Source organism: Leptolyngbya sp. AN10 (assembly GCF_050565645.1).
Classification (GTDB): Bacteria; Cyanobacteriota; Cyanobacteriia; order Leptolyngbyales; family Leptolyngbyaceae; genus Leptolyngbya.
Genome location: NZ_JBNXVP010000034.1, coordinates 1 through 20,603, shown reverse-complemented (window position 1 = coordinate 20,603; position 20,603 = coordinate 1). Strand labels below are relative to the sequence as shown.

The 20,603-nt window shown below is 46.1% G+C and carries 23 protein-coding genes, 1 tRNA gene and 2 pseudogenes; 6 read left to right on the top strand and 20 right to left on the bottom strand.

Translation table 11 applies throughout. From position 1 onward, the window contains the following. Positions 1–39: 39 nt before the first annotated feature. The 6 genes from ACQ4M5_RS31795 to ACQ4M5_RS31770 all read right to left on the bottom strand — a co-directional run bounded on the left by ACQ4M5_RS31795 (position 40) and on the right by ACQ4M5_RS31770 (position 6,254). The gene (locus ACQ4M5_RS31795) at positions 40–726 is read right to left on the bottom strand and encodes a DUF928 domain-containing protein (RefSeq protein WP_430679820.1); all 687 of its coding nucleotides are present in this window, start codon (positions 724–726) and stop codon (positions 40–42) included. Next, complete coding sequence (locus ACQ4M5_RS31790; RefSeq protein ID WP_430679819.1) at positions 726–3,017, bottom strand: CHASE2 domain-containing protein; 2,292 nt, start codon at positions 3,015–3,017, stop codon at positions 726–728. Before ACQ4M5_RS31790 ends, ACQ4M5_RS31795 begins: the two co-directional genes overlap by 1 nt. 2 nt (positions 3,018–3,019) lie before the next feature. Beyond that, a complete protein-coding gene (locus ACQ4M5_RS31785; protein ID WP_430679818.1) occupies positions 3,020–3,946 on the bottom strand; it encodes a DUF1822 family protein in 927 nt (308 codons plus the stop codon). Further along, positions 3,943–4,635, bottom strand: coding sequence for a hypothetical protein (locus ACQ4M5_RS31780; protein WP_430679817.1), 693 nt, complete (start codon positions 4,633–4,635; stop codon positions 3,943–3,945). The genes ACQ4M5_RS31785 and ACQ4M5_RS31780 overlap by 4 nt, the downstream gene beginning before the upstream one ends. A 110-nt stretch (positions 4,636–4,745) precedes the next feature. Beyond that, positions 4,746–5,342 (bottom strand): hypothetical protein, encoded by a 597-nt coding sequence (locus ACQ4M5_RS31775; RefSeq protein WP_430679816.1) that lies wholly within the window; start codon positions 5,340–5,342, stop codon positions 4,746–4,748. Positions 5,343–5,405: 63 nt separating this feature from the next. Then, positions 5,406–6,254 (bottom strand): CHAP domain-containing protein, encoded by an 849-nt coding sequence (locus ACQ4M5_RS31770; protein ID WP_430679815.1) that lies wholly within the window; start codon positions 6,252–6,254, stop codon positions 5,406–5,408. Positions 6,255–6,294: 40 nt separating this feature from the next. Here ACQ4M5_RS31770 and ACQ4M5_RS31765 point away from each other — a divergent pair, with 40 nt between their 5' ends. Together ACQ4M5_RS31765 and ACQ4M5_RS31760 are read left to right on the top strand one after the other, a co-directional pair. Beyond that, positions 6,295–6,516, top strand: coding sequence for a hypothetical protein (locus tag ACQ4M5_RS31765; protein WP_430679814.1), 222 nt, complete (start codon positions 6,295–6,297; stop codon positions 6,514–6,516). Between the two features lie 121 nt (positions 6,517–6,637). Next, on the top strand, positions 6,638–6,904 hold the full coding sequence (locus tag ACQ4M5_RS31760) for a hypothetical protein (protein ID WP_430679813.1): 267 nt from the start codon (positions 6,638–6,640) through the stop codon (positions 6,902–6,904). A gap of 116 nt (positions 6,905–7,020) precedes the next feature. Here the strand turns inward: ACQ4M5_RS31760 and ACQ4M5_RS31755 are convergent, their stop codons facing one another. The 4 genes from ACQ4M5_RS31755 to ACQ4M5_RS31740 all read right to left on the bottom strand — a co-directional run bounded on the left by ACQ4M5_RS31755 (position 7,021) and on the right by ACQ4M5_RS31740 (position 9,073). Beyond that, entirely contained in the window at positions 7,021–7,428 is a 408-nt protein-coding gene (locus ACQ4M5_RS31755; protein WP_430679812.1) for a type II toxin-antitoxin system VapC family toxin, read from the bottom strand. 9 nt (positions 7,429–7,437) lie between these two features. Beyond that, positions 7,438–7,812: a hypothetical protein gene (locus ACQ4M5_RS31750; protein WP_430679811.1), complete on the bottom strand. Its 375-nt coding sequence runs from the start codon at positions 7,810–7,812 to the stop codon at positions 7,438–7,440. A gap of 176 nt (positions 7,813–7,988) precedes the next feature. Continuing rightward, positions 7,989–8,507 carry a hypothetical protein gene (locus tag ACQ4M5_RS31745; RefSeq protein WP_430679810.1) on the bottom strand — a complete coding sequence of 173 codons (519 nt, stop codon included), beginning with the start codon at positions 8,505–8,507 and terminating at the stop codon, positions 7,989–7,991. A gap of 11 nt (positions 8,508–8,518) precedes the next feature. Next, positions 8,519–9,073 (bottom strand): hypothetical protein, encoded by a 555-nt coding sequence (locus ACQ4M5_RS31740; protein WP_430679809.1) that lies wholly within the window; start codon positions 9,071–9,073, stop codon positions 8,519–8,521. Between the two features lie 243 nt (positions 9,074–9,316). Between ACQ4M5_RS31740 and ACQ4M5_RS31735 the strand changes: the two genes are divergently transcribed. Both ACQ4M5_RS31735 and ACQ4M5_RS31730 read left to right on the top strand, forming a co-directional pair. Continuing rightward, positions 9,317–9,396: transfer RNA gene (locus ACQ4M5_RS31735), tRNA-Thr, on the top strand. A gap of 122 nt (positions 9,397–9,518) precedes the next feature. Beyond that, positions 9,519–10,673: a hypothetical protein gene (locus ACQ4M5_RS31730; RefSeq protein ID WP_430679808.1), complete on the top strand. Its 1,155-nt coding sequence runs from the start codon at positions 9,519–9,521 to the stop codon at positions 10,671–10,673. Here ACQ4M5_RS31730 and ACQ4M5_RS31725 read toward each other — a convergent pair. Genes ACQ4M5_RS31725 through ACQ4M5_RS31715 form a run of 3 tightly spaced genes read right to left on the bottom strand, consistent with a single transcriptional unit; the run spans position 10,639 to position 13,316 of the window. Next, a complete protein-coding gene (locus ACQ4M5_RS31725; RefSeq protein WP_430679807.1) occupies positions 10,639–10,980 on the bottom strand; it encodes a hypothetical protein in 342 nt (113 codons plus the stop codon). The genes ACQ4M5_RS31730 and ACQ4M5_RS31725 overlap by 35 nt on opposite strands. Before the next feature lie 15 nt (positions 10,981–10,995). Continuing rightward, complete coding sequence (locus ACQ4M5_RS31720; RefSeq protein ID WP_430679806.1) at positions 10,996–11,502, bottom strand: hypothetical protein; 507 nt, start codon at positions 11,500–11,502, stop codon at positions 10,996–10,998. Between the two features lie 11 nt (positions 11,503–11,513). Next, on the bottom strand, positions 11,514–13,316 hold the full coding sequence (locus ACQ4M5_RS31715) for a hypothetical protein (protein ID WP_430679805.1): 1,803 nt from the start codon (positions 13,314–13,316) through the stop codon (positions 11,514–11,516). A 147-nt stretch (positions 13,317–13,463) separates the two neighbouring features. On the opposite strand from ACQ4M5_RS31715, the gene ACQ4M5_RS31710 reads away from it, so the two are divergent. Next, complete coding sequence (locus tag ACQ4M5_RS31710) at positions 13,464–15,086, top strand: ATP-binding protein (RefSeq protein WP_430679804.1); 1,623 nt, start codon at positions 13,464–13,466, stop codon at positions 15,084–15,086. 70 nt (positions 15,087–15,156) lie between these two features. On the opposite strand, the pseudogene ACQ4M5_RS31705 reads toward ACQ4M5_RS31710, so the two are convergent. Further along, a pseudogene (locus ACQ4M5_RS31705) lies at positions 15,157–15,381 on the bottom strand (DUF3370 family protein); the annotation flags it as partial. Positions 15,382–15,568: 187 nt separating this feature from the next. Here ACQ4M5_RS31705 and ACQ4M5_RS31700 point away from each other — a divergent pair. Beyond that, positions 15,569–16,147, top strand: a complete 579-nt coding sequence (locus ACQ4M5_RS31700; protein ID WP_430679803.1) for a hypothetical protein — start codon at positions 15,569–15,571, stop codon at positions 16,145–16,147. A gap of 54 nt (positions 16,148–16,201) precedes the next feature. Here ACQ4M5_RS31700 and ACQ4M5_RS31695 read toward each other — a convergent pair whose 3' ends face one another. From ACQ4M5_RS31695 to ACQ4M5_RS31670, 6 genes and pseudogenes are all read right to left on the bottom strand, one after another. Next, positions 16,202–17,272, bottom strand: coding sequence for a hypothetical protein (locus tag ACQ4M5_RS31695; protein WP_430679802.1), 1,071 nt, complete (start codon positions 17,270–17,272; stop codon positions 16,202–16,204). 17 nt (positions 17,273–17,289) lie between these two features. Beyond that, entirely contained in the window at positions 17,290–17,670 is a 381-nt protein-coding gene (locus tag ACQ4M5_RS31690; protein WP_430679801.1) for a transposase, read from the bottom strand. A 584-nt stretch (positions 17,671–18,254) separates the two neighbouring features. After that, positions 18,255–18,536: a putative quinol monooxygenase gene (locus ACQ4M5_RS31685; protein ID WP_430679800.1), complete on the bottom strand. Its 282-nt coding sequence runs from the start codon at positions 18,534–18,536 to the stop codon at positions 18,255–18,257. A 42-nt stretch (positions 18,537–18,578) separates the two neighbouring features. Further along, positions 18,579–19,295, bottom strand: coding sequence for a hypothetical protein (locus ACQ4M5_RS31680; protein ID WP_430679799.1), 717 nt, complete (start codon positions 19,293–19,295; stop codon positions 18,579–18,581). Positions 19,296–19,336: 41 nt separating this feature from the next. Continuing rightward, the gene (locus tag ACQ4M5_RS31675) at positions 19,337–19,648 is read right to left on the bottom strand and encodes a hypothetical protein (protein ID WP_430679798.1); all 312 of its coding nucleotides are present in this window, start codon (positions 19,646–19,648) and stop codon (positions 19,337–19,339) included. A 152-nt stretch (positions 19,649–19,800) separates the two neighbouring features. After that, positions 19,801–20,466, bottom strand: a pseudogene (locus ACQ4M5_RS31670) (hypothetical protein); the annotation flags it as partial. Positions 20,467–20,603 lie beyond the last annotated feature (137 nt).

Here is a 20,603-nt window from a genome sequence, read left to right as displayed (position 1 = left end):
AGCAATCATTGCTGCGCTTGAACGAAGGTACACAACATCCTATCTAACAGGGGCAATTGGTTTATTAGCCAATCCTTCGAGTTGCTCGGAACGCAAAAGTTCAGTCCAAACCTTCATCGTGTTACCTTGTATTTTTCCTGATGATGCAAGGACCGTAATCGCATCATTCCATAACCCAGATTTGGCATAGATCATCGCGATTTGTTCTGACGGCAATCCAGGTTTAATCTGAGTTAATGATGAAGACCTTGCATCAACCCGACGAATCGGACCACTTACCATCGGATTTTTCGATGGTTGAGTCCGTGAGCAGATAATTGAGAAATACCACTGGTAGGATTGCTGTTTCCCAAGAGTTGGCAATTTGACTCCAGCAATACCAGGCGTTGTAGGTAATGTGACTTCTATAGGCTTACCCACGATTTCTGCTTTTTCGTCTCGCAATGTCAACTTAGCCTTGAGGGGTTGATCTGAGGTGTAGGGATTATAAACCCATAGCATACCAGGCTCTTTATAAATAATCGCTTCTTTTTGTGCAGGAACCAGAGCAAACAATTGCTCAGAAGCATTTCTTCTCAAAATGTTGCATCCACGATCTCCTCCATCAGCACGATTAATGGGTCGCCCTCCACCTGCTGGAGATTTGCTTTGTGCAGATACGCTACCAGGCAATCCCGAACTTAATACAACCCACAGACTAGTTTGTAGTAGTATAAGCCAACGCATTAATTCAACTCCTTATTTTTTCTATGTCCTAAAGCAAAATATAGCACTACGACGCAAGCCACACTGTACCCAAGAAAAGCTGGCAAAAAGGGAAACCAGGCTCCCTGAGTCAAGCCAAACCAATGAATACATATCATAAGCAGCACACCCAGAACTATCACATAACTGAGTGATCGAAGTCGCCAGCGCTGATTTGCCAACACTCCACCTAAAACTGTCCACATCCCAACCCAAAGCGCAAGATTCGGATTGAATTGCCCTAAGACTGATCCTCGCCCTTCAACAGCATCTAGTAATTGACTGAGTGCTTGTGCATGGATTCTGACACCATACTGCTTGCCAACTGGGGTTGGATGAACGTCTTTTGTATTGACCGTCGCGTATCCGATTAGGACAATGCGATCGCGAATTTGCTGCCTCATATACCAGTCCGATCGACTTAGCAGAGCGTTTAGAGAAATTTCTTCAAAACGACCACTGGGTTGATACCGTAGTAGGATTTGTGATCCTCTCAAATCTTCAGTTGCATATACACCAGTGCTACTGTTAACCATCGGAATCTTACTGCCTCCTATCTGCACGAACTTTCCGAAAGCATAATTAAGCTTTTTAGCTGGATCAATCGATCTCAATAGAAGCTGAAATGCAAACGAATACTGAGTTCTACACTTAATATTTTCCCTCTGCTCCATTGCAAGAATATAACGACGAATAACTTCGTCAGAATCTATTAGCAAAGCATCAGCAAATCCTTGTTGATTTTGTGGGACTCCCGGAGGTGGCTTAATCTCTGCTAGTCCAGTTTCTTCTCCGACTCGACATAAAGCGACAATGCCTGAATTAGTCTTCAAGACTTCTACCAGTTCCTTTTGACCTTCGCCTGATGGTGGATCGCGATATACATCTAATCCAATCGCACGAGGTTGCAACGCTGTTAGCTTTGAAAGCGCTTGAGCGATTATGAGATCGCTGATTGGTTTCCCAAACTTTTGCACATCTTCATCATTGATCGTTACTAGTAGCATCCTTGAATCTAATGCTGCACCAGGTTGCGGAATTTGCATTAATCGATCGTACAACCACAGTTCTGCACTTCCAAGTATGCCAATCGATCGAATTCCAACGACACAAACCATAATCAGCATTGAAAGCGCAGCTACTTTCCGCAGTTTCAAGGGTTTTCTACGAGTTGGAATCGGATGAGCATCTTCGCCTCGTAACGTCTGCCAAGTCGGGATTGTCTCAGCAGGATTGCGAAAAATTGTAGGTAGCCAAGTTGCACATGGGAAGTCCTGTTCAATGCCTTGAAGTTGTTCCCGCGCCTTTCTTACAGATAAGTGCAGCGATTGCCCAGATACAAAATTCTCTAAAAAGTACTTCAGAAAATCTTGAGCAACTCGATTTGGAACCGCTTCACGCATGACAATTGCGATCGACAGATTCAAATCTGCGAGATCTTGTGCTAAACCCAATCCATCGCAAGAGTTAAAAATCGCTAGTTTTAATCCCTGCTCGATCGCCTTTCTCAGCCCATACTTTAGCTCTGAGACAGCTACAGATTGCGTCATACTTAATTCTATTTGTCCACCTTGACGCGATGAGCTATGCCCTGCAAAAAACAAGATATCCCAACCCTTTGTATCGTGCAGCGCATCTGTTAATTCAGGAACAGAAGGTTCAACCAAGAATGTCGGTTCAATGTTTAACTTCTTCAATAATTCAATATCTTCATTCAGATTCAGATCATGAGAATTGCCGAAGATTGCTAAAATCCGAAGTTGACTATGATGCCGATGGAGAATAACCTGCGTGAACTGAGGGCGACTGAAGGCAATTTCAGCATTTGGGTAGTCTTCGACAAATCTCCAGAAATGCCAGGGTAAGCGAGGTAAACGATCATTTTGGGTTTCGAGAATAATCTCAATCGTATCTGATCGGTTCAACATTGTCCGAAGTTGCCGTTCAATGTTCATAAACGGCTCAGAGCTTAGCCAGCGCTGCATCACTGTTCGTACCTGTTCGCTAACTTGACGAAAATTTGCCTCTGAAAATCCAGTGATTCCAGTTGCTTCTATTTCAATTGCCGATCTCCCACGTACATGACGCTGCTCGTAAAAAGCTTCATGCAGGAATCGCCAGTTTTCATAGAGTTGGTGAAGTTCAGGCTGGGGAGGCAAGCTACCAGACTCTTGCGCTACAAGCATTTTGTTAACTTCTAGACGCATCCAAACTTCTGCAAAGCCCTGAGTAAAGTCCCCTTGCCCAATCCGAAGATAAACAATGTTGCTCATAGCTAGACCACAAAGGTTTCCCGAACTCGTGCATCTGAGAGTGCTACTTCTACATCGAAGCGACTGTCACGCGGCAGCCTGAATGTTGGAAGTTGAATAAATTCCATTGGATTCGGGTATTGCACTTGATGCAGTACTGCTCCTTGATCATCAATAAGCAGTAACTGAAGATATGCTGGTAATAAAGCTTCGCCTTGAGTTGGGCAAACTCGGATTCGAGTCCGAATTCGCTCGTCTGATTCGATCGCTACGCCAACCAGCAACAACACTACCAACTCACGCAATTGCACATTGAGGTTGATTATTTTTCCTGCATTAAAGTCGCTAACGCCCGATGAAGTTGTTGTTCTCAGAGCGTAAGCCAAATTCTCCTCAGTGCTGAAAAGACTCTGAATCGTCTGCCAACCCGATTCAAGCCTGCCTTGCAAAATCTGTGCTAGATCAGTAATGGGATTTGGAGCAGCGATCGCAATATCGACTAGAGCCTCGATCGGACGTAGCGTACTTAGTTCAATCACTTCACCCACATCACCTGATGCAAATCCTAGTAAGTCAACTTGATCTAGGCGATCGTGAAATTGAACTGCAACATATCCAATTCGATCGTCAACGACTTCTGGGGGTAGAACAATCCGAGTCTCTCCTGGCAGCACCGCACGGCATTCTAAGCGTCCGACAGCAGGAATCACAAGGTCTGCCACATCCAGGATCGTCGTTAGTCCGGAATCGCAGCACTCACTCTGAGTTAGGTCAATATCCAGTCTGCCAATATAGTGCAAATAAGCCTGCACTGCACACACTGCTAGAGTATTTAGATAAACTCGCTTCCCTCTTGTGATCGAGGATTGCTCAGATGAAAATCTTTGAGCTAAGCGATGAGCCTCATCAGTTAGAGGAACCGTAAATGTTAGGGGTTCAATGTTGTTCATAGTTCTCCTTGGTCATTATTTTGCTTTTCAGCAAAATCGCGAAGTAGAACTAGGCATTTGCGTTTCCAATGGCTAATTAGCGACTGATAAGGAATGCCTAGCTCCTTTGATAAAACAGTAAAAGAGTCTGGTGGATCATTAACTAACACTCGCAAACTCAAGATGTGACAATTACAGTCTGAGTTAGACTTTGGAAAGCAAGAGCGTAAGACTTGCTCAGGGTCAGCTTTGATGTAATCTTCAACCTTCAATCCAAGACTTTGACGCTTCTGCTTCTGAAGATCTTCAATGAGCTTATCTAGTCCGGATAGACTGGGCATCATCGATCCAGTTTCGTCCAAACGATCTAGCAAGGTTTGCCCATCTCCACGAACAACTTGATCTAAACTTTTGACATCATCAGAACGTGCAGAATACAGATCTCGAACCCGCCAGTTCAGATATCCATTAATCCATCGGGTAAAATCCGCTTCAAGAGAGTCTGAGCTAGGCTGAAATTGCTCGATGTTCTCACTCACCCATTCCCAAGTGCGGCTCAATGCAGAGGAATAATCTAGATGAGAAGCCTTTCTTAGATTAGGAAGCCGTTGTAATCGAGACAGAAGCCGACTCATCGATCGCGCTCGATCTCGACTTTTTTGTGGTGCTTTTAACGTCTCTTGCCAAAGGAATCGAAGCTGTTCGTCCATACCTATTATTTGAGGGCTACTCAGGGGAGAAGCATGATCTGTAATTTTTTACAACACAAACTCTATGCTCTCATATTTTTCGACTCATCAGGAAAAACTTTAGAAAGCATTTAGAAGCGTTTTGTTCTAATTTGCTCCATCAATTTCTGATAATCGGTGTACCCCAATCGCTGCGACAAAATCATCGCAAAAATATTTGCCCGCTCCATCTTGCCAGATTCTAAAGCTTCTGCTAACTTCTCTGCTAATGTTGCTGTTGTTTCCTGCTGCAAGTGATCGGCTTGTGCCTGTGCTGTCAGTTTAAATGCATCAGCCTGAGTGTTTTCTGGTGAACGGAACTGAAAAACAACGCCTGCGACTGCTTCCATTCCGCTTGTTCCATTGCTATTGGAGATGACACGCCCAATTGCAAAAGCACATGAGCCTCCACAGTTCGGATATGTCAAATTGCTAAGTCCAGAATTTGTGACCTGAATAACACCATTCTGCTGATTAATCGGTTGATTGATCGATTGGCTATTCGTAGAAGCATTTACAGTACTAGAGGTTGGGGCTGAGGTCGTTGAGCTTGTAGTTGCACCAGTTGCAGCTTCGGAACTTTCTACTGTTGGAACACCGCTCTCACTTCCAGCCAGAGCTAGTCTACTTTCGCTCATGAAGATAGAAAGTGTTGCTACGATCGTCAAAGGAAGATAAAAGATACGCATTGCCAATTCTCCAAAGATTTGGGCGACCTAATTTAGTCGCCCATAGATTGTGCTAAGAAACTTCTAGAATTTTGGGTTTGTCCATCCTACAGTTCCACCTGCATAGCTATCGAGATTCACCCATCGCGCTTGAACTTTAGTGTTCGGGGCATTGCCATCTGCGTTAGATTCAAGGATTAATGCTTGGCGACCTGCGTTGTTGTTGGCATCAAGGACGATCGCAACGTGTCCCCACTGAGCATAATAAGGTGTTGCACCTCGGAAGGACACGATCGCACCCCGTTTTGGTAAGCCATTGAGAGTAACGGGTTCAAAGTAGTTGCCAACTTTGTTCGCAACGCCATTTGCCACATCTTTTCCATGACCGTAAGCTACAGATGCAGAGCTTTGATTGAAAAAGACATCTTGCAAGTAGCGAACGACTAGAGAAACACATTGACCATTTAAGCCACTGGTATTGGGATCGCGTCGTGAAATTGACCATTGACCATTCGCCCAGTTGAAGAATTGATCAGCTTTAGTTCTGACTTCTCCACCGCCACCACCGTCAGTGCATGTATTGGGCGGATAACCCGCGACGACCGCACTCGCCACATACCCACTCCCATCTGCTAGCTTGAACCACTTGTTGTCAGGCTGCCCCGTCCACGCATCGGCAATCGTCTCGCCATACACAAAGGTCGAAAACTGTACTGTCCCAGGTTGCAACTGCTTCACAACTCCTGATTGCGTGTTCGGTTGGGATCTTACCCGCGTTGGAGAGAACACGATCCGAGCGGTGAAGCTTTGATTTTGGCAGTAAGCCGCTTGAGCTTGCGGTACGATCGGCGAGAGCATTTGAGCAGCGGTCATGCCAATTCCACCTAAGGTGATCATGATTGTTGCAGCCAAAGCAGAAGAAGAACGTTTCATAGTAGTAACTCACTTGAGAATGATTAGGTTTTGAAGGTCGGTGAGCAGCACCAATGAGCCTTCACCTGTATCTCAGGCAGTTGAAAAATATTATGCAGAATCGTCATTTAATATTTTTGCTGCTTTCAAGCAACGTCAGTTGCCAAGCTTACTGATCGCGAGTGACTCAGAAGCTAATATAGAAAAAACTTTCAACTTCAGGTCTGGAACCTCTTTACTTCTCGCCATAAAAGCGGCAGAAAGATCGGCAAAAATAAGTTAATGAGAACTTATAAGGTAGAGTAAAAGGGCGTTCTGGAAACTTTTTTATCGGCAATAGTATTGCCGATTCAGCAGTCCCTTATCGGCAGTATGAATCAAGCCTTCTCGAACTTGCATATCACTTGGAAGACTTAGTGATCGGGCTTGCCTCAAAAGCAGGTCAACTGACCCAGGGATTCCATCTAATTGTCTTGCGATCACTAAGGGAATTAGTTCGATCGATGAATTGCTACTACAGCAATCTGATTGAAGGACATTGTACTCGCCTGATCGATATCGAACGCGCTCTATTACAAGACTTCTCCAGCGACCCAGAGCAGCGAAATTTACAGTTTGAAGCCAAAGCCCATATCCAAGTTCAAACCCTATTAGATCTTGATCCGACTTGACAATCACTCGATTTCGTCAGCCCAGAATTTATCCAACGGTTGCATCGCGAGTTTTATCAGCGTTTGCCTGAAGCCTTTTGGCATCCAATACGTCCGTTTCTTAGAGACTCCAATCCTCAATCTTCAGCCCTGGCACTTGCTCGAAGTCTCGAAGATTCTGGGTGACAACTTGTAGCATTGCGAGAAAGTACAATTGCAGCAATCCGCATATCCTTCTGAATCCGATTTTTCCGCAAGTTGGGGTAGTCCGTTAGCATTTGGCGAAAACAGCGATCGGCGACATCATCTAGCTCTAAAACCTTAACCTCTTGCAAATACGCCACGATTCTCGACAATTTTGCATAAAGTCGAACTTGATGATTTGCCTGAGCAGGGTTATTGAGGCGACCCACCCAACCATTAAACAGTTCTTGAACGGTCACGATCGTAATTGCAAGATCTGCCTCAAATTCGGCTGCTTTGTTCCTAACGGTTGGATGATCCTCTAGCCAAAGCGAGACATGATCGGTATCGAGAATGTACAAGTTCTGTCCTCAACCTTCTAACGAATAAACGGAAGGATCGACCTCTGTCTCGTCCTCAACTTCCCGTTCTGCTCGAATCGCCGCTGCAATTTCTGCAAAGTCTGGATCATCTTTGAACATCCCGGCATACTTAATCCACGGGCTTTCTACTCTCCGTTCAGAACCATTCAAATCTTGATTTGGCAAAGGCACATCCCACGAAATCGTCTCACTACGGGCAAGTTGTTCCAAAAAAGCAGCCTGGACTTTTGAGATCGCTGCCTCCCGCGTTGCTGCCTCTACTCGACAATCAGGAAATTCAATGACTGAAGCCGCAACTCTGCCGGAAGCCTGCGCTTCTAACCGAAGCGTGACTCGGAGTGTGTTCGATGAGTGTTGATTCATAGGGTTTCCTTGAACAACATCTTTCATTATAGTCGAGGCATCACTTGAACCTTACGCCTCATTCTCCAGCCACGCACCTCATTGCGTTATGTCAAACGCAATGCCAACCTGTAGTAAATCTTGCGATCGCGCTATTTCAACCGAATTGTAAAGAGCGGTTGTGCGATTATCTCGACTCAGGCAGTTTTAGAGCTTTGAATGAACTCGTCCCAATGGTTTTGAATGGCTTGCGTTGCAGCTTGTCCAATCGCATTCCAATCTGAAGGCGAGAGTAACGAATGGACTACTGACTTCAGTTGGGCACGAAGCGGTTTGTCTGGGGGCTGAAGCTGATCCTCGTCAATCAAAGCATCGAAATAGGCTTGCTGTTCATCCGTGAGATGAGCTAAATGCTGACGAATACGCCGTCTCCCTTCTGTGATCGCTGCTTCAATTCCCGCACCTAAATTGACAGACTGAATCAGTTCTGCTAGGTCGCTCAACACCATTGACTGCAATCTCACCTTTCGCATGACTGCCTTCGCTTGAGCAGGTGTAACAGGCTTCGGATTCCTGGAATACGCAGGGAACCCAGCCCCAATCTCATCGAATTCTGATTCGAGGCGAACGACTTCTTCCAGAACCGTGGGGTTGTCTAGAATGTCCAACAAATCGCCAGTTTGTTCGTATTGTTTCCGCAGCATCTCATCATTCATGATTCAGCCTCTCAATCCTCTAGCGGTTGCAGCAATCGCCCATACTCAAAATATCTCAAATCTTCCTTATCTGGGTCTTGCCCATAATCCGTCATATTGCGACGTTCATAAAACCCTTCTGATGTCGATAAAGCGTGGAGTCCAACGCGCCCTTCATATCCTAAAGCGACACTTCGCCGTCGAGCAAATAGGAGCAGTGCCGTTCCAACTCCATCAAGATAGGGTGGATCTTCAAGACGACGGCGATTCCAAGGGGCAGATGCCAAGGCTTCAATATACACAATGCGGTAGACAGAATTTACCCATGATCGATGCCATTGCGTTTCAATCCACATTAATCCTTGGGTCAATCCTTCAAATTCGAGTGCATAAGCTTCAAAGCGATCGTCAGAAGCAGTTAATCGTTTTTTCATCGCCCAACCCCAAAATTCATCATCCTGCCCTAACTCATGTAGGATGCTTCGCCAAAAGCCCTCAAAGTCTTTCACATGACGCTGCTGCATTAAATAAAGTTGGGCTTGAACAGTCTGCCCCAGTCCTGTTTTTAGACTAATAAGTCGCAGCATGAGCTTCGTAGTTTACAGGTCTTCAATCCTACAACATCTGGGAAATCATCAGATTTTTTCTGAATTGAATGGTGGAAGGCTATGACGCTATAAAACTTAATACGTCTCTAATTTTAGAAAAACAGAGGTGAGACTTCTAAATTCACCCAAAATCACTCAATTGTCTCCAATGACACCTAACTTTTAACGATTGTGATCCAGATTGTGATCCAATAATTGGAAGCTAAATTTTCACAAGCTGAAACGCTCAATATGGTTGACTTTTGAAATACTAGAGGCGCTGATTTGTAATCAGCCGGTCGCAAGTTCGAGTCTTGTCACCAGCTTTCAATAAAATCAAGCATTTTCAAGGCTTTCAGGCTTCGCTAGATATATAATCTGTATGCCAATAAGTGCGTTTGTGCTAGGGTATATGCGCCCAATTTAATGCAGCATTAATGCAGTTATGCCGAAGCTCAAACTCACGATCGAGGCGATTAATGCAAGGCTTAAAGCTGCCAAAGTCGGCGTTTCCGTGCTTCCACGAGGCGACCGTCTTTACCTCCAAGCCACCTTGCCGCCCAAGCCTGGAAAGAAAAAGACTCAGCCTTATCAGCAACAGATTTCATTAAAAATCTACGCCAGTCAAGACGGACTCGCCCAAGCAGAAGCGAAAGCGCTCGAACTGGGTGCATTAATCGCTCGTGAAAAATTTGATTGGAAGACCTATGAAGGGTTGGAAGACGAACCCGTTGCAACCGAAACCTGTGGCAATTGGGTCGAACGCTACCGATTGCATTTAATGCAGACGGTAATCGATGAAGCAACGCCCGAAATCGCCCACTCTGTCTGGAAACAGCGGTTCTGGAATCCTGCATTAAAATGGCTGCCCGTCGATGGACCATTGAATGAGGCAACGATTCTAACGGCGGTGCAGCATTACCGTCAGAACACACGATCGCGGCAGTTGATCTGCCAAGTGCTGCAAGCCTTCGCTGCTTGGTGTGGACTCAACATCGACCTTTCTTCCTACAGCGGAAACTATTCCGTCAAAGATGCAGTACGGGTGATTCCGCCTGATCTCGAAATCGCGAAAGCCATTGAAAAAATTAAGCATCCAGGTTGGCGATGGATTTACGGCATGATGGCAGCTTACGGACTGCGGGATCATGAGTGCTGGTTCACAGAATTAGAGTGGGTCGAAGATCCTGAACTTGGGCTGATTCTGGTCGCCAATGTGAGAGATGGGAAGACGGGTGAGCATCAAGCGATGCCGTTTTATCCCGAATGGGTGCATGAATGGAAATTGTGGGAAGTGTGTAAGCCGCAACTCAAGGTTAAATTGCACAAAGATTATGGCGATCGCACCTCGAAAGCGTTCAAGCGAGCGGGAGTTGGATTCACGCCTTATTCTCTACGCCACGCTTATGCAATTCGGGGTGGGGTTGTGTTCAGAATGCCGATTCCCGTGATGGCAGCGATGATGGGTCACAGTCCAGAAGTTCACTTGAAAACATATCAACGTTGGATTTCTAAGGAACAACATCAGCAGTCTTATCTTTCTGCAATTCGTTACGAGAATCGTCCTAAGCCTCCGATCGTCGCGGCTTCATCCACTTAGCGGGATCTTCTGCAAGGCGCTCTTGGCAGCGCGGAACGTGGAACTCCCATCGCGGCATGGTTGCACCAGGGTCTTCATTGCCTTTGCGGTAGTGATAGCCCAGTTTGAAAAAGCCATTGCGCCGTTTGCGTCTCAGATCCTCAGCGTTCTTGAGGTCGAGTAAGCTCCAAGCATCGTTGGTTTCAAACCACTCTTGCCGCGATCGCTGCTGCGTGACCCCAAGCATCTCAGCTAAGATTTGCTTTACTTTCTCTTCGACGACTGCTTCCAATTGGCTTTCAGGAATTAACCGTTCATTGGGGTGCATCTACCTGCTCCTGAATTAGGGATTGAGAAGAATTCGCTCAGGGTGATACTGGCTGCCATCCCAAGCGTAAAGAATTTGCTGAATTTGCTGACCGTTTAATTGATTGAGAACGAAAGCGGGAATGTCTTGCTGGTTATGCTGCAAAATGGCAGGAATTCCTTTCGGTAAATTTGGGTTCCAGTAAGCATTCCAAATTGGATGTGGATTCTGTTCTGGGAAAGCAACGCTTAAACATCCCAATTGCCCACAGATTTGAGGAAAGCTGAGAAGAACTATAGAGTGCTGACCGTGCATTTTTGTGGCTCGAACGGGGACAGATGCCCACTGATTGGCTGGAATGGATGTGGTTTGCTGAAGGATAGATTGAATGACTTCAGGAGACACAACCTCTGTCGCATTTTTCCATTCCAGAGGTTTGCCTGTCAGGGCTAATTTTGGGTTTGTGCATCCAGAAAATCCGAGCATTGTGATCAAGATTGCGATCGCAACACCAACCTTGAATAGCAAAAGAAATTTCTTCATCGAACCTCCAATTAACAGCGACTTTGACGATTTGCGTTGTAGAAGTCTCTGGTTTTAATGCCGTAAGTTAGGAGCGATAGTTCACCCAGGGCATCACTGCTCTGACTGTCGATCGCGGCAGCATCACCGCCGAAATGTTTTTGGGCAGCACGTTCGAGTAAGCGATCGCCCGTGAAGCGTTGCCCTGTTTTCGGATCAACTTCCTCAGCACTGGCATTGATTTTTTGGACAATGGAATTCTGAAAAGCTTGATCTTGATCCGCAGGCGGGAAGAATTGCATCAAGTCGCGCTCACTGGGTAAGTCACCGTTTTGAACACGCTTTAGGAATTCAGTTCCACCCGGTTTGGCTTGAATCAGTGCTGTAGCAAACTCGTTGTACGGCATGAATTGATATTTGCTCAATGCTCGACCGCAGTTCTTTCCGCCATCAGCACAGGTGTACACTCCAACTGCCATGTAGTCTTGCTGGCTCTCCAGTGCGGCTAACGCTTGAGCAAATCGATCTAAATGGATGCTTTGTACGGTTTGATCTGAGCAACGGCTAGGAATTCGTCGCGAGGAGTCGGTAGACTCAGGGGATGCTTGCTCTGCGGAACGGACAGCTTGACTGGAAGTGGATCGTCCGGTTAAGCCTGCTTGCCAATCCGATGCACCAATGAACATGAGGGAGTTCGTGGAATACCGGAAGAAGGGAACAGGTCCCAGAATGTAGGGTGATGAACCACAGACGCTACTGAATCGAAAATACAAAGCGGTATCGACTTGATCGCTCTCCTCACTCGGTTCCATGACGACCACTTTGAACAGTGAGCCAAAGGGATGTCGCCCTGTCGGTTCTTTGCCGCCATTGATTCCTGCTAAACAGCCTTCTCCACCGTCTACGGTTTGATACTTGCCTGAAATCCATTGCAATCCTTCTGAACGATTTCGCTGATTGCGTCCTATATTCTCCAAATCATCCAGTTCGACGTAGGCGCAATTGTCAGTACAAGCAACACTGAATCCTTGTTGGTAAGAACCGGAAATCGTGCGATTCCGCTCTGCCTCCTTTGCCCCATAAATCATGTCAATTCGAGCAATCGTGCCGCCTACTGAATTTAGTGGTTGAGAAAAAGCATTGAGCGGAAGTTGGCTCAACCCAGGAACCTGACTGACGATCGCAGTCTGCCAATTTTGGAAATCTTTCAGAGGAACTGCATCGAGATTAGGAATGGCAGAAAGTTCATAGGGAGTGAGATTAATGGACTTGAGTTGACGAGATGCGATCGCAGGCTCACTGGCTAACAATTGCGCGATCGTTTGCCCTGTGTTGCGATCATTCACTAATGCGCGAATGGGAGACACTTCGCTAATTTTGCGTTCAGCCAGATTGGGGACGATCGCAGCCAGATGCCCAATCGTCTGTTGAGTCGCTAGCTCAAACTGACTCAACGCAGAATCCTGGGTTGCGATGTCACTTCGTTCGGTAATGAGGCTCAGCGTTAACTCCTCAGCATGGAGGGCTTGTGCTAAGTCGCCCAATCTTAAGACTTCACTGATCGGTTGTCCTGCCTTCCAGCGAATCGAACGATCCGGCAGATTGGCTTGCCCATCTATCTGAAACGGTGGCAGCATCGATAAACTGATCACGCTCCAATCCGGCAGTAGCAGTGACTGTCCGGTTTGAGTGGTTTCGATTTGCGTGGGTAGGGTAGCCTCGGTTGTTTGCCCAGGGTTGATCGTGCTGATCATCCAAAGAATGCAAACAAGACAAACTAGAATGACCTGAACCCAGAGCAAGGGGCGGCGCAAGATCCTTCGAGGTCGCAACATAGCCAGTCCTCTCAAAACACTCCCTTTTGTTGTAAGGAGAGACAGCGATCGCTTGCCTCTGGAAAATGGCACTTTTTAAGCTGCAATGGATTGCGACTCTGCGATTTGGCAGAGGTTTGACCCCCAATGTGGAGAGGACAATCATCGATGATTCTGATTCACTCAATCATTGTTCTTGCTTTCATGACAATGATGTCTTCCTTGATGAACGATCTGATTCAACTATTGCAATCAAAAGCTCAGATTGTGGCAATCCAAGCACCAGCGACAGAACGACATATTTTGCTGGAGCAGTCCTTACAATCTGCCAAAAATGGGCTTTGCTTCTGGAGCAGTGGCACTCAACACCTGCAAAAGGTTGAAGTGCTGAACGGTCGCCTTCAGTTTTCGACGGAATACTACGATGCCATTTCTGATATTTTGCGGTTTATCTTGTCTCACTACGAGAAGGGTGTGTTTATTGTTGAAGGTCTGCTCACGCTCAATCAAGCAGGCGAACCAGATCCAGCAACCATAGCGAAATTGATTGACACATTTTATGAATTACGATTTCAGCCTAATCTTAAACTCATTTTGATGGACGATGTGAGTCATCTGCCAACATCGTTGATTCCGCTCATTCCGACTCTTCGTTACCCGCTCCCCAATCCTCAAGTCGTCAATGATCTCATCCAATCGGTTTGCTCTATTCTGAACGATTCAGAAGCCTTTCATCGCATCAGTCAGGCTTGTCTAGGGTTGCCGCTAGGGGAATTGAAGATTGTTTTAGAGCTATACAAAGGAACTTGCTGTACTGTCGAAGATTGGGTGAGATCTCTGCTCACCTACAAAGTCTCAAAGCTCAAACAGCGCGGTCTAGAATTCATGGCACAGCCTGATGTGCAACCAATGGGGCTGAATTTACTAGAAGCCATCTTAGATCGAGATTGTGCTTTGCTTTCTCCAGATGCTCAAAAATATGGACTATCGTTACCCAAAGGAATTCTGCTGTGGGGACCACCCGGAACGGGCAAAAGCCTGTCTGCAAAGTATGCAGCGAACAAAATGGGCGTGCCCTTACTCGCAGCAAATTGGGGCAGTTTGAGATCGGCGAAACCTGGACAGTCTGAACGGAATCTGGATTTCTTGCTAGAGCAGTGTTGCATCAATGCACCGATCGTTCTGTTTTTCGATGACTTTGATAAAGGCTTTGCAGGCTGGAATTCGGATGCAGACGGCGGAATTGAGGGGCGACTCGCCAATAAGCTACTCACTTGGATGCAGGAGCGAACCGAGCCAGTGTACGTGGTTGCGACCTGCAATCGTTTGGAGAAGCTGCCACCGGAATTGATTCGCCGCTTTGATACGATCGTGTTTGTCGATCTCCCTCATGCGAGCGCGAGAAAGGACATTTTTGAAGTTCATCTCGCTAAGTACTTCCCGGAACTGCACTTTACAGATTCAGAATGGCGAAAGCTGCTGAAGGCGACACATCTCTGTACCCCTGCTGAGATTGCGTTGATCGTGCGAAAGACGGCGCAGGAGGTGTTTTATCAAGGTAGACCGGGGCAGTGTGAGATCGCGGATCTGTTGGAACAGCGATCGCTAATCGTGCCTGCGATGATTCGAGAAGAGGAGGCAATTTTGGCGATTCGGAACCGAGCATCTTTTGCTCGTCCGGCGGCTTCTCCCGATCGCAGTCAGTGGGCAGCACCAGAGCAAAAACTTTTTCAAACAAATGAAGATAACAGTTCAGATGCTCAAGCTTTCATGTCAAAGATAGTAGAGTGAGTGGATCACGGATGAGGGTTAGAGCCAGTCGCCGATCGAGATTCGCTTTTTCAACTCAAGTTACCTTTGGCTAAGGGTTCGACAGGTCTGTTGTGACTGAGACGACTTGCGGCGGGGCGGCATCAGGCGGGTAATGGAAATCAACCTGGAGCGCTCTCGTTTCGACCGATTTGAGATCGACCTTGATCAATAGAGCGACAACTTGCCCAAGCCGATACCAGAGATGCAGATAATGCGTTTGTCGTTGCTGTTGCTCATCCCTGTAGCGCAGTCGCACAGTGCCGCGAAAGAACGGAGAATCCTGTGGTAAGAGTGTCCCTCAGAATGGACCTCTGCTTGCTAGGAGCGAATTAGGGGCGCGTTCTGCTCGCACAAACTTCATATTCTAATTAGACTATTCGTATTACAGTTTATATGTACTATCTAATTTCTTAAGTGGCACAGTTAGCGGTACAGCTTTTTTGTAACAAGGAGAATACCGTATGAATAAGCGGATGCCGAACAATTCGCTCCGGCAACAACTTGCTCAGATTGAGAATTTGACGGAGGAGCAGTTGAACAAACTTCTACAAAGACTAGAAAGCCAAAAAGGAAGACTTTCCTCAGAGGATCGCTCGATCATTGACTGGGGGATTAGTGTCATACGAGCCAAAATTCGCGAAGAGGAGCAGTTGCAGCAAGAAATGTGCAAAGAATTAGAAGGCAAGTATCTTAGCTATGAGACTTTCTTAGAACAATCTAGATGGGAATCATTTGACGTAAGTTGCGTAACCCCAAGTAAATGGCTGCAATCAGTTCAGGAAAATTTAAATGAGATAGCTAGTGCTACCTACTCATGTGGACATCCTGAGCGCGCGGCAGGGTATGCGACAAGACTAAAGAGTTATTTGGGCACTTTCTGTGATGATCCAGAAGTCAGGATATCTGAACAAGAAATAGTTGGGAGATGTATTACATTCTGTGAAAGAATGGCTACCGCCTTTGGAGATCCTAAACAAGGCAAATATAATTCAACTTTTGCCGAGTGCTACAGACAAATTTTAAAGGGACTGCAAAGCTAGGGCGTAGTGGTACTTCATAGTCTCAATACTTTGAGAGGATTCTTCTAATGCATCCTAGAGTTGAATTTCATTTGCAACTTCGTCTTGAAGCTTCTTGGCTTCTGCCTTCTTTTCTTTAGCCTTGCGAACAAGATCTTTAGAATTGCGGTTAATGAGTGTAATTAAGCGTTCGAGATCAGCTTGTTGAGATTCATCACTTTGCTCGTATAGCTTGTAGAGTTTGTCTATGAAAAGGCTCTTCTGTAATTGAAAGATATCCTCCATGCGCGTGTATCTACCATCCAGCAATAACTCATCTTCGTTAGAATCTGTGAGAGCTTCATTTAATTTTGAGAGTAGTTTGTTCTCTAGCGACATTTCCAGCTTAAGGCTTCTGATTTTTGCAGCAAAGAATTCATGCTTAACCTGTTTTAGTAGCTTAAACTGATCTAGCTCAAATTCGCCAGAAATTCTGTCAAGCGCAATATTTGACCTACTGTAGAGTCTTTCGATCGCTATCAAACTACTTTTCTCCCTCTCGGTTGGTCTAGCTTTTAGAGGAAGCTGAAACTCATCAATTGCATGAGCTATCATTATCTGCAATAACTCATGCTCTAACCAGATTGCGTACACCTCAATCGCGTCTACGCGATCATTGAGTTCTTGTCGGTTAGTTTTAATGGCTTTCGGTACTATTTCTGCTCTCAACTTTAATTCTAGTTCTTGCTGTATCTTTTCCTTTTCCTGGTCTTTGAGAATTTCTGTGAGGATATCCTTCACGGCAAAAGCAGCAAAAATTGATGCGATTGCGAATAGTACAGGGAAAGATATTTGACTGAATAAGTCTCCTTTGACTTTATTTTCTTGATTCTCTATTTCTTCTTTAGCTACCTTCTGCACTTCATCGGAGATTTGCTTCTGAAGTTCTCCTTGAGGTACCGATCTCCGAAGAGCAAGTTGCTTTTTCACTTCTGCTTCTACTTGCTTTTCCAGATTGGCTGCTTTAGGTACTTGAGGATTTATAGTTGCAGGTCTAAAGACACTAAAACTCAACCATACAAGTAGAAAAGCTGGAAGATAAGACAATACAGGAACCACAAGAACTTTTATAAATTGATAAAGCTCTTTCTTGTTTGAGTTTTTCATTCGTACCTTTTCGCACCTCAATTTATCTTCTCAAAAACACATACGATTTGTCTTAACATTTCTGTTTGCTCACTGGGAATATTCCGAATTCGATCTACAATTAGAGACGCTGTTGTTCTACTGACTTGAATTTCCTCGGCAAGCTTCCGAATACTGATATCACGGTTCAGCTTACAAAGCAGAAAGATCGCCTGAAACCACTTTCGTAAATCCACATGGGTTTTATGAAAAAGAGTGCCAACTGTCACACTATAGGAAGTGAAACAACTATTGCAACGGTATCGATGTTCGTTTTTATACGCTGTTGCTTTAACTGATCCGCAGTAAGGACAAGTTGGAGTTCCATTCCATCGGATTGTTTCTAAGCAGGTAAGACACTCCTCATGAGTCTCAAGCATGGGGGCAATACTCCAGCAATTGGGCAATTAGGGGACAATTGCTCAAGCCGTGTGTACCGATGGCTAACCGGAGACCCTATGCAAACCATACAAAACGCTAAAAGCGATCATAGGCGGTCTTAATCTGATGTACTATGCTACGTACTGAAAGCGAATGCAAAAAGCACTTTTATCAGAGTATGGTGAATGTTTCTGCTGAGTTGTTTGTCTAAATTGTCATTAGTACATTTTGTGAAGTTGAATAATTATAATTATGCGGCGTGAGTCCGAGTCGAGGGGGTATCACCGCTGCGTCAGCCACAGCGGTGATACCCCCTCGACTCAACGGCATTGCATCTTCTGCTTCCTCACCTACCGATCATCATCCTGGAGCAATGGCGCGAATCACACTCAACTAGTGCTTGCAATTTTGGAATTGCTGCTTCGATACGAATTGCCCCAATTGCGAAACAAGCCCAAAATCTCACTTTGGTTTTTGTCGCATAAGGCTTCCATCACCACCCTGACGGTTCATTGATTATGCTCATCGTGGCTGGAACAGATTGGGCTGAAAGGGGGAATTGGTTCACAACAGTCTCCTATGACTACAAAACACCGGACTCTAGCTGATCGAAGTAGATAAACTCTGGGGACTTCACGCCTGCTTGTTCTCGAATTGCGACTAATTCGGGCGACTCAAAAAAGTCTCTGACATTTTGTGTGGAAGTCCAGGCTGAGAAATGCACAATCTTATTCGGATCATGCTCGTCCCGCAAAACCTGATAGGAAAGCTCACCCGCTTGCTTACGCATCATTGCGGCTTGATCAAAGATCTGTTTCCAGGATGGGTAATCTTCAACTTCGTGAATAATCAGGGTGTAGTGCATGAGCGTAACAGGATGAGAAACGATGGAATTCAGTCATCTGAGCTACCAGCACAGCTTGAGCGGCAACTCAGGACAAAAATCCAGATGTTGACCTTGTGATTCTCCATCAAAGCCAAGCTCAATGCAGTATTCTGTTCCAACTCTTAACCTAACGATCTGTGCATCCAGTAGTGTTTGTAGTTCTGGTGATGGTTCCGTGACCACTGGACTCACTAGCTCGACACGAGTGATCTCCTGCCAGCCTGTCCCATGCTCTAAAGGTTGTGCTTTCTCGGCAGGTACTCGATCTGGACGTTGACCAAACGGAATCTGGAAGAGCATCGGCTCGGTTAACCGATCGCTATTGGTGGCAATTGCAATGCTGACAGATTCAGGCAAGTAAGGTGGCTTGTAAGCCCAACTCGAAAAAGTGCTAGCTTCGCTCCCCGCAGGGTTCGCGTCACTTGAACGGTCTACTGGACGAACACAGATTCCAAAGGGACAACTGCGATCGACTCCACTCTCAGTTGAAAGATTGCGCCCCTGCCAACGCTCCCAAAGTCGAGTGGGACGAATCAGGTGAGATTGAGCTTCAGTAGGATCATGCACCCATAGCAACTCCAGCATGGCATTGTGAAAAAAGAAGCATCGATTTGTAGTGCTTTGCCCAGTGTGAGTTCTCGATCCGCCTTCCACCAAACCAAACTCAACTAATCGATCGGCAATGGCAGCACCGGTGTCAGTACAGATGAACAAATGGTCAAATTCAAAAGTCATCATTCTCACCCACGTAGCTATCAACGCCGTAAGTGTGTTCAATTTTAGCTCTCTTTCCTGAGTCCTTTGAGGTAGTAGCTGCGGTACTTCTTGCCTTCTCGGAATCGCAAATAGGGATAAGGACCGCATCCATTGATCTGCTTCCAAGCAATATGGGCTGATTTACCATTCGGATTGCGATCGCTAGTTTTACTAGCTGTAGTGGCACGGACTTCTTGGTCTTGTATGATTGCCTCTTTTAATGCTGACAGGGCTGCAATCAATTCGCCAAGTTCCGAGGGCGAAAGTTGACAGGCAAGTTGAAGCAATTCTTCAACGGTAATGGGATGCCGGAGACAAGGACACTTTCGAGGCATAATTCAGCAGGATTTAGGGTGCAACGATTCACTGCAATGCCTGGTCAATCAGCAAAGTTATGCACCCTAAACTTGAAGGATGAAGTCAGGCGAACTTAATTTAGGGTGCAAGATCGTTGCAATGGCATGACCAATAGAGGTTTTGCTGCACCCTAAAACTCATCAAGCATTAACTGTGGATCGCTTTGATTGAACGGTAGCGTTTCATCAGGCACGAAGCCCCTGCCAAATTGGAGGTTCAGTTCAACAGATCGAAATGGCGGTGCGACCTTATTTTTGACCGCTTTCACCTTGACGACGATGCCATATTCGTCTGTGCCTCGTTTCAGCGTTTGAATCCGCCGCACCTCCAGACGTAGAGAAGCGTAGAACCGCAGTGCGCGACCTCCCGTAGTCGTTTCCGGTGAACCATAGACGACACCTTGCAGGTAGCGAAGTTGATTGGTAAAGATGACGATGCAGTGGGATTGGGTCGCGTTGAACCGAGCTACAATGCGGCGCAGTGCTTTGCTCATCAATCGAGAGTGAATGCCGACAAGGTAATCGCCAATCTCGGCATCCCGCTCTGCTTCAGGAATCAAGGCAGCGACAGAATCAATCACAATCACGGAGATCGCTTTCGACTCAATCAAGGTTTCAACGAGTGCCAGTGCCATTTCAGCAGAATCGGGTTGCGAAATCAGCAAGTTATCTGTGTCAACTCCCAATTGACGGGCATACTCCGGATCAAGCGCGTGTTCTGCATCAATGAACGCGGCAGTTCCGCCATACTGCTGGGCTTGCAGGATGGCATGGAGGGCAAGTGTGGTTTTGCCTGAGCCTTCGGGACCTTAGTGATGTAGAAAAGTCTTGAAAAGGTTGATACAGCGGCAGTCTCAATGAGACAGAAGGGAACTTGAGCGGGGCAAATTGTGAGATGCTCAAGTTTCCACACAAAAAGCAATCCTATGCAACT

Excerpts from the sequence above, each read along its gene's own strand:
- ACQ4M5_RS31795 (WP_430679820.1), bottom strand. The coding sequence starts at position 726 with ATGCGTTGGCTTATACTACTACAAACTAGTCTGTGGGTTGTATTAAGT.
- ACQ4M5_RS31790 (WP_430679819.1), bottom strand. The coding sequence starts at position 3,017 with ATGAGCAACATTGTTTATCTTCGGATTGGGCAAGGGGACTTTACTCAG.
- ACQ4M5_RS31785 (WP_430679818.1), bottom strand. The coding sequence starts at position 3,946 with ATGAACAACATTGAACCCCTAACATTTACGGTTCCTCTAACTGATGAG.
- ACQ4M5_RS31780 (WP_430679817.1), bottom strand. The coding sequence starts at position 4,635 with ATGGACGAACAGCTTCGATTCCTTTGGCAAGAGACGTTAAAAGCACCA.
- ACQ4M5_RS31775 (WP_430679816.1), bottom strand. The coding sequence starts at position 5,342 with ATGCGTATCTTTTATCTTCCTTTGACGATCGTAGCAACACTTTCTATC.
- ACQ4M5_RS31770 (WP_430679815.1), bottom strand. The coding sequence starts at position 6,254 with ATGAAACGTTCTTCTTCTGCTTTGGCTGCAACAATCATGATCACCTTA.
- ACQ4M5_RS31750 (WP_430679811.1), bottom strand. The coding sequence starts at position 7,812 with ATGAATCAACACTCATCGAACACACTCCGAGTCACGCTTCGGTTAGAA.
- ACQ4M5_RS31745 (WP_430679810.1), bottom strand. The coding sequence starts at position 8,507 with ATGAATGATGAGATGCTGCGGAAACAATACGAACAAACTGGCGATTTG.
- ACQ4M5_RS31740 (WP_430679809.1), bottom strand. The coding sequence starts at position 9,073 with ATGCTGCGACTTATTAGTCTAAAAACAGGACTGGGGCAGACTGTTCAA.
- ACQ4M5_RS31730 (WP_430679808.1), top strand. The coding sequence starts at position 9,519 with ATGCCGAAGCTCAAACTCACGATCGAGGCGATTAATGCAAGGCTTAAA.
- ACQ4M5_RS31725 (WP_430679807.1), bottom strand. The coding sequence starts at position 10,980 with ATGCACCCCAATGAACGGTTAATTCCTGAAAGCCAATTGGAAGCAGTC.
- ACQ4M5_RS31720 (WP_430679806.1), bottom strand. The coding sequence starts at position 11,502 with ATGAAGAAATTTCTTTTGCTATTCAAGGTTGGTGTTGCGATCGCAATC.
- ACQ4M5_RS31715 (WP_430679805.1), bottom strand. The coding sequence starts at position 13,316 with ATGTTGCGACCTCGAAGGATCTTGCGCCGCCCCTTGCTCTGGGTTCAG.
- ACQ4M5_RS31710 (WP_430679804.1), top strand. The coding sequence starts at position 13,464 with ATGATTCTGATTCACTCAATCATTGTTCTTGCTTTCATGACAATGATG.
- ACQ4M5_RS31700 (WP_430679803.1), top strand. The coding sequence starts at position 15,569 with ATGAATAAGCGGATGCCGAACAATTCGCTCCGGCAACAACTTGCTCAG.
- ACQ4M5_RS31695 (WP_430679802.1), bottom strand. The coding sequence starts at position 17,272 with ATGAAAAACTCAAACAAGAAAGAGCTTTATCAATTTATAAAAGTTCTT.
- ACQ4M5_RS31690 (WP_430679801.1), bottom strand. The coding sequence starts at position 17,670 with ATGCTTGAGACTCATGAGGAGTGTCTTACCTGCTTAGAAACAATCCGA.
- ACQ4M5_RS31685 (WP_430679800.1), bottom strand. The coding sequence starts at position 18,536 with ATGCACTACACCCTGATTATTCACGAAGTTGAAGATTACCCATCCTGG.
- ACQ4M5_RS31680 (WP_430679799.1), bottom strand. The coding sequence starts at position 19,295 with ATGATGACTTTTGAATTTGACCATTTGTTCATCTGTACTGACACCGGT.
- ACQ4M5_RS31675 (WP_430679798.1), bottom strand. The coding sequence starts at position 19,648 with ATGCCTCGAAAGTGTCCTTGTCTCCGGCATCCCATTACCGTTGAAGAA.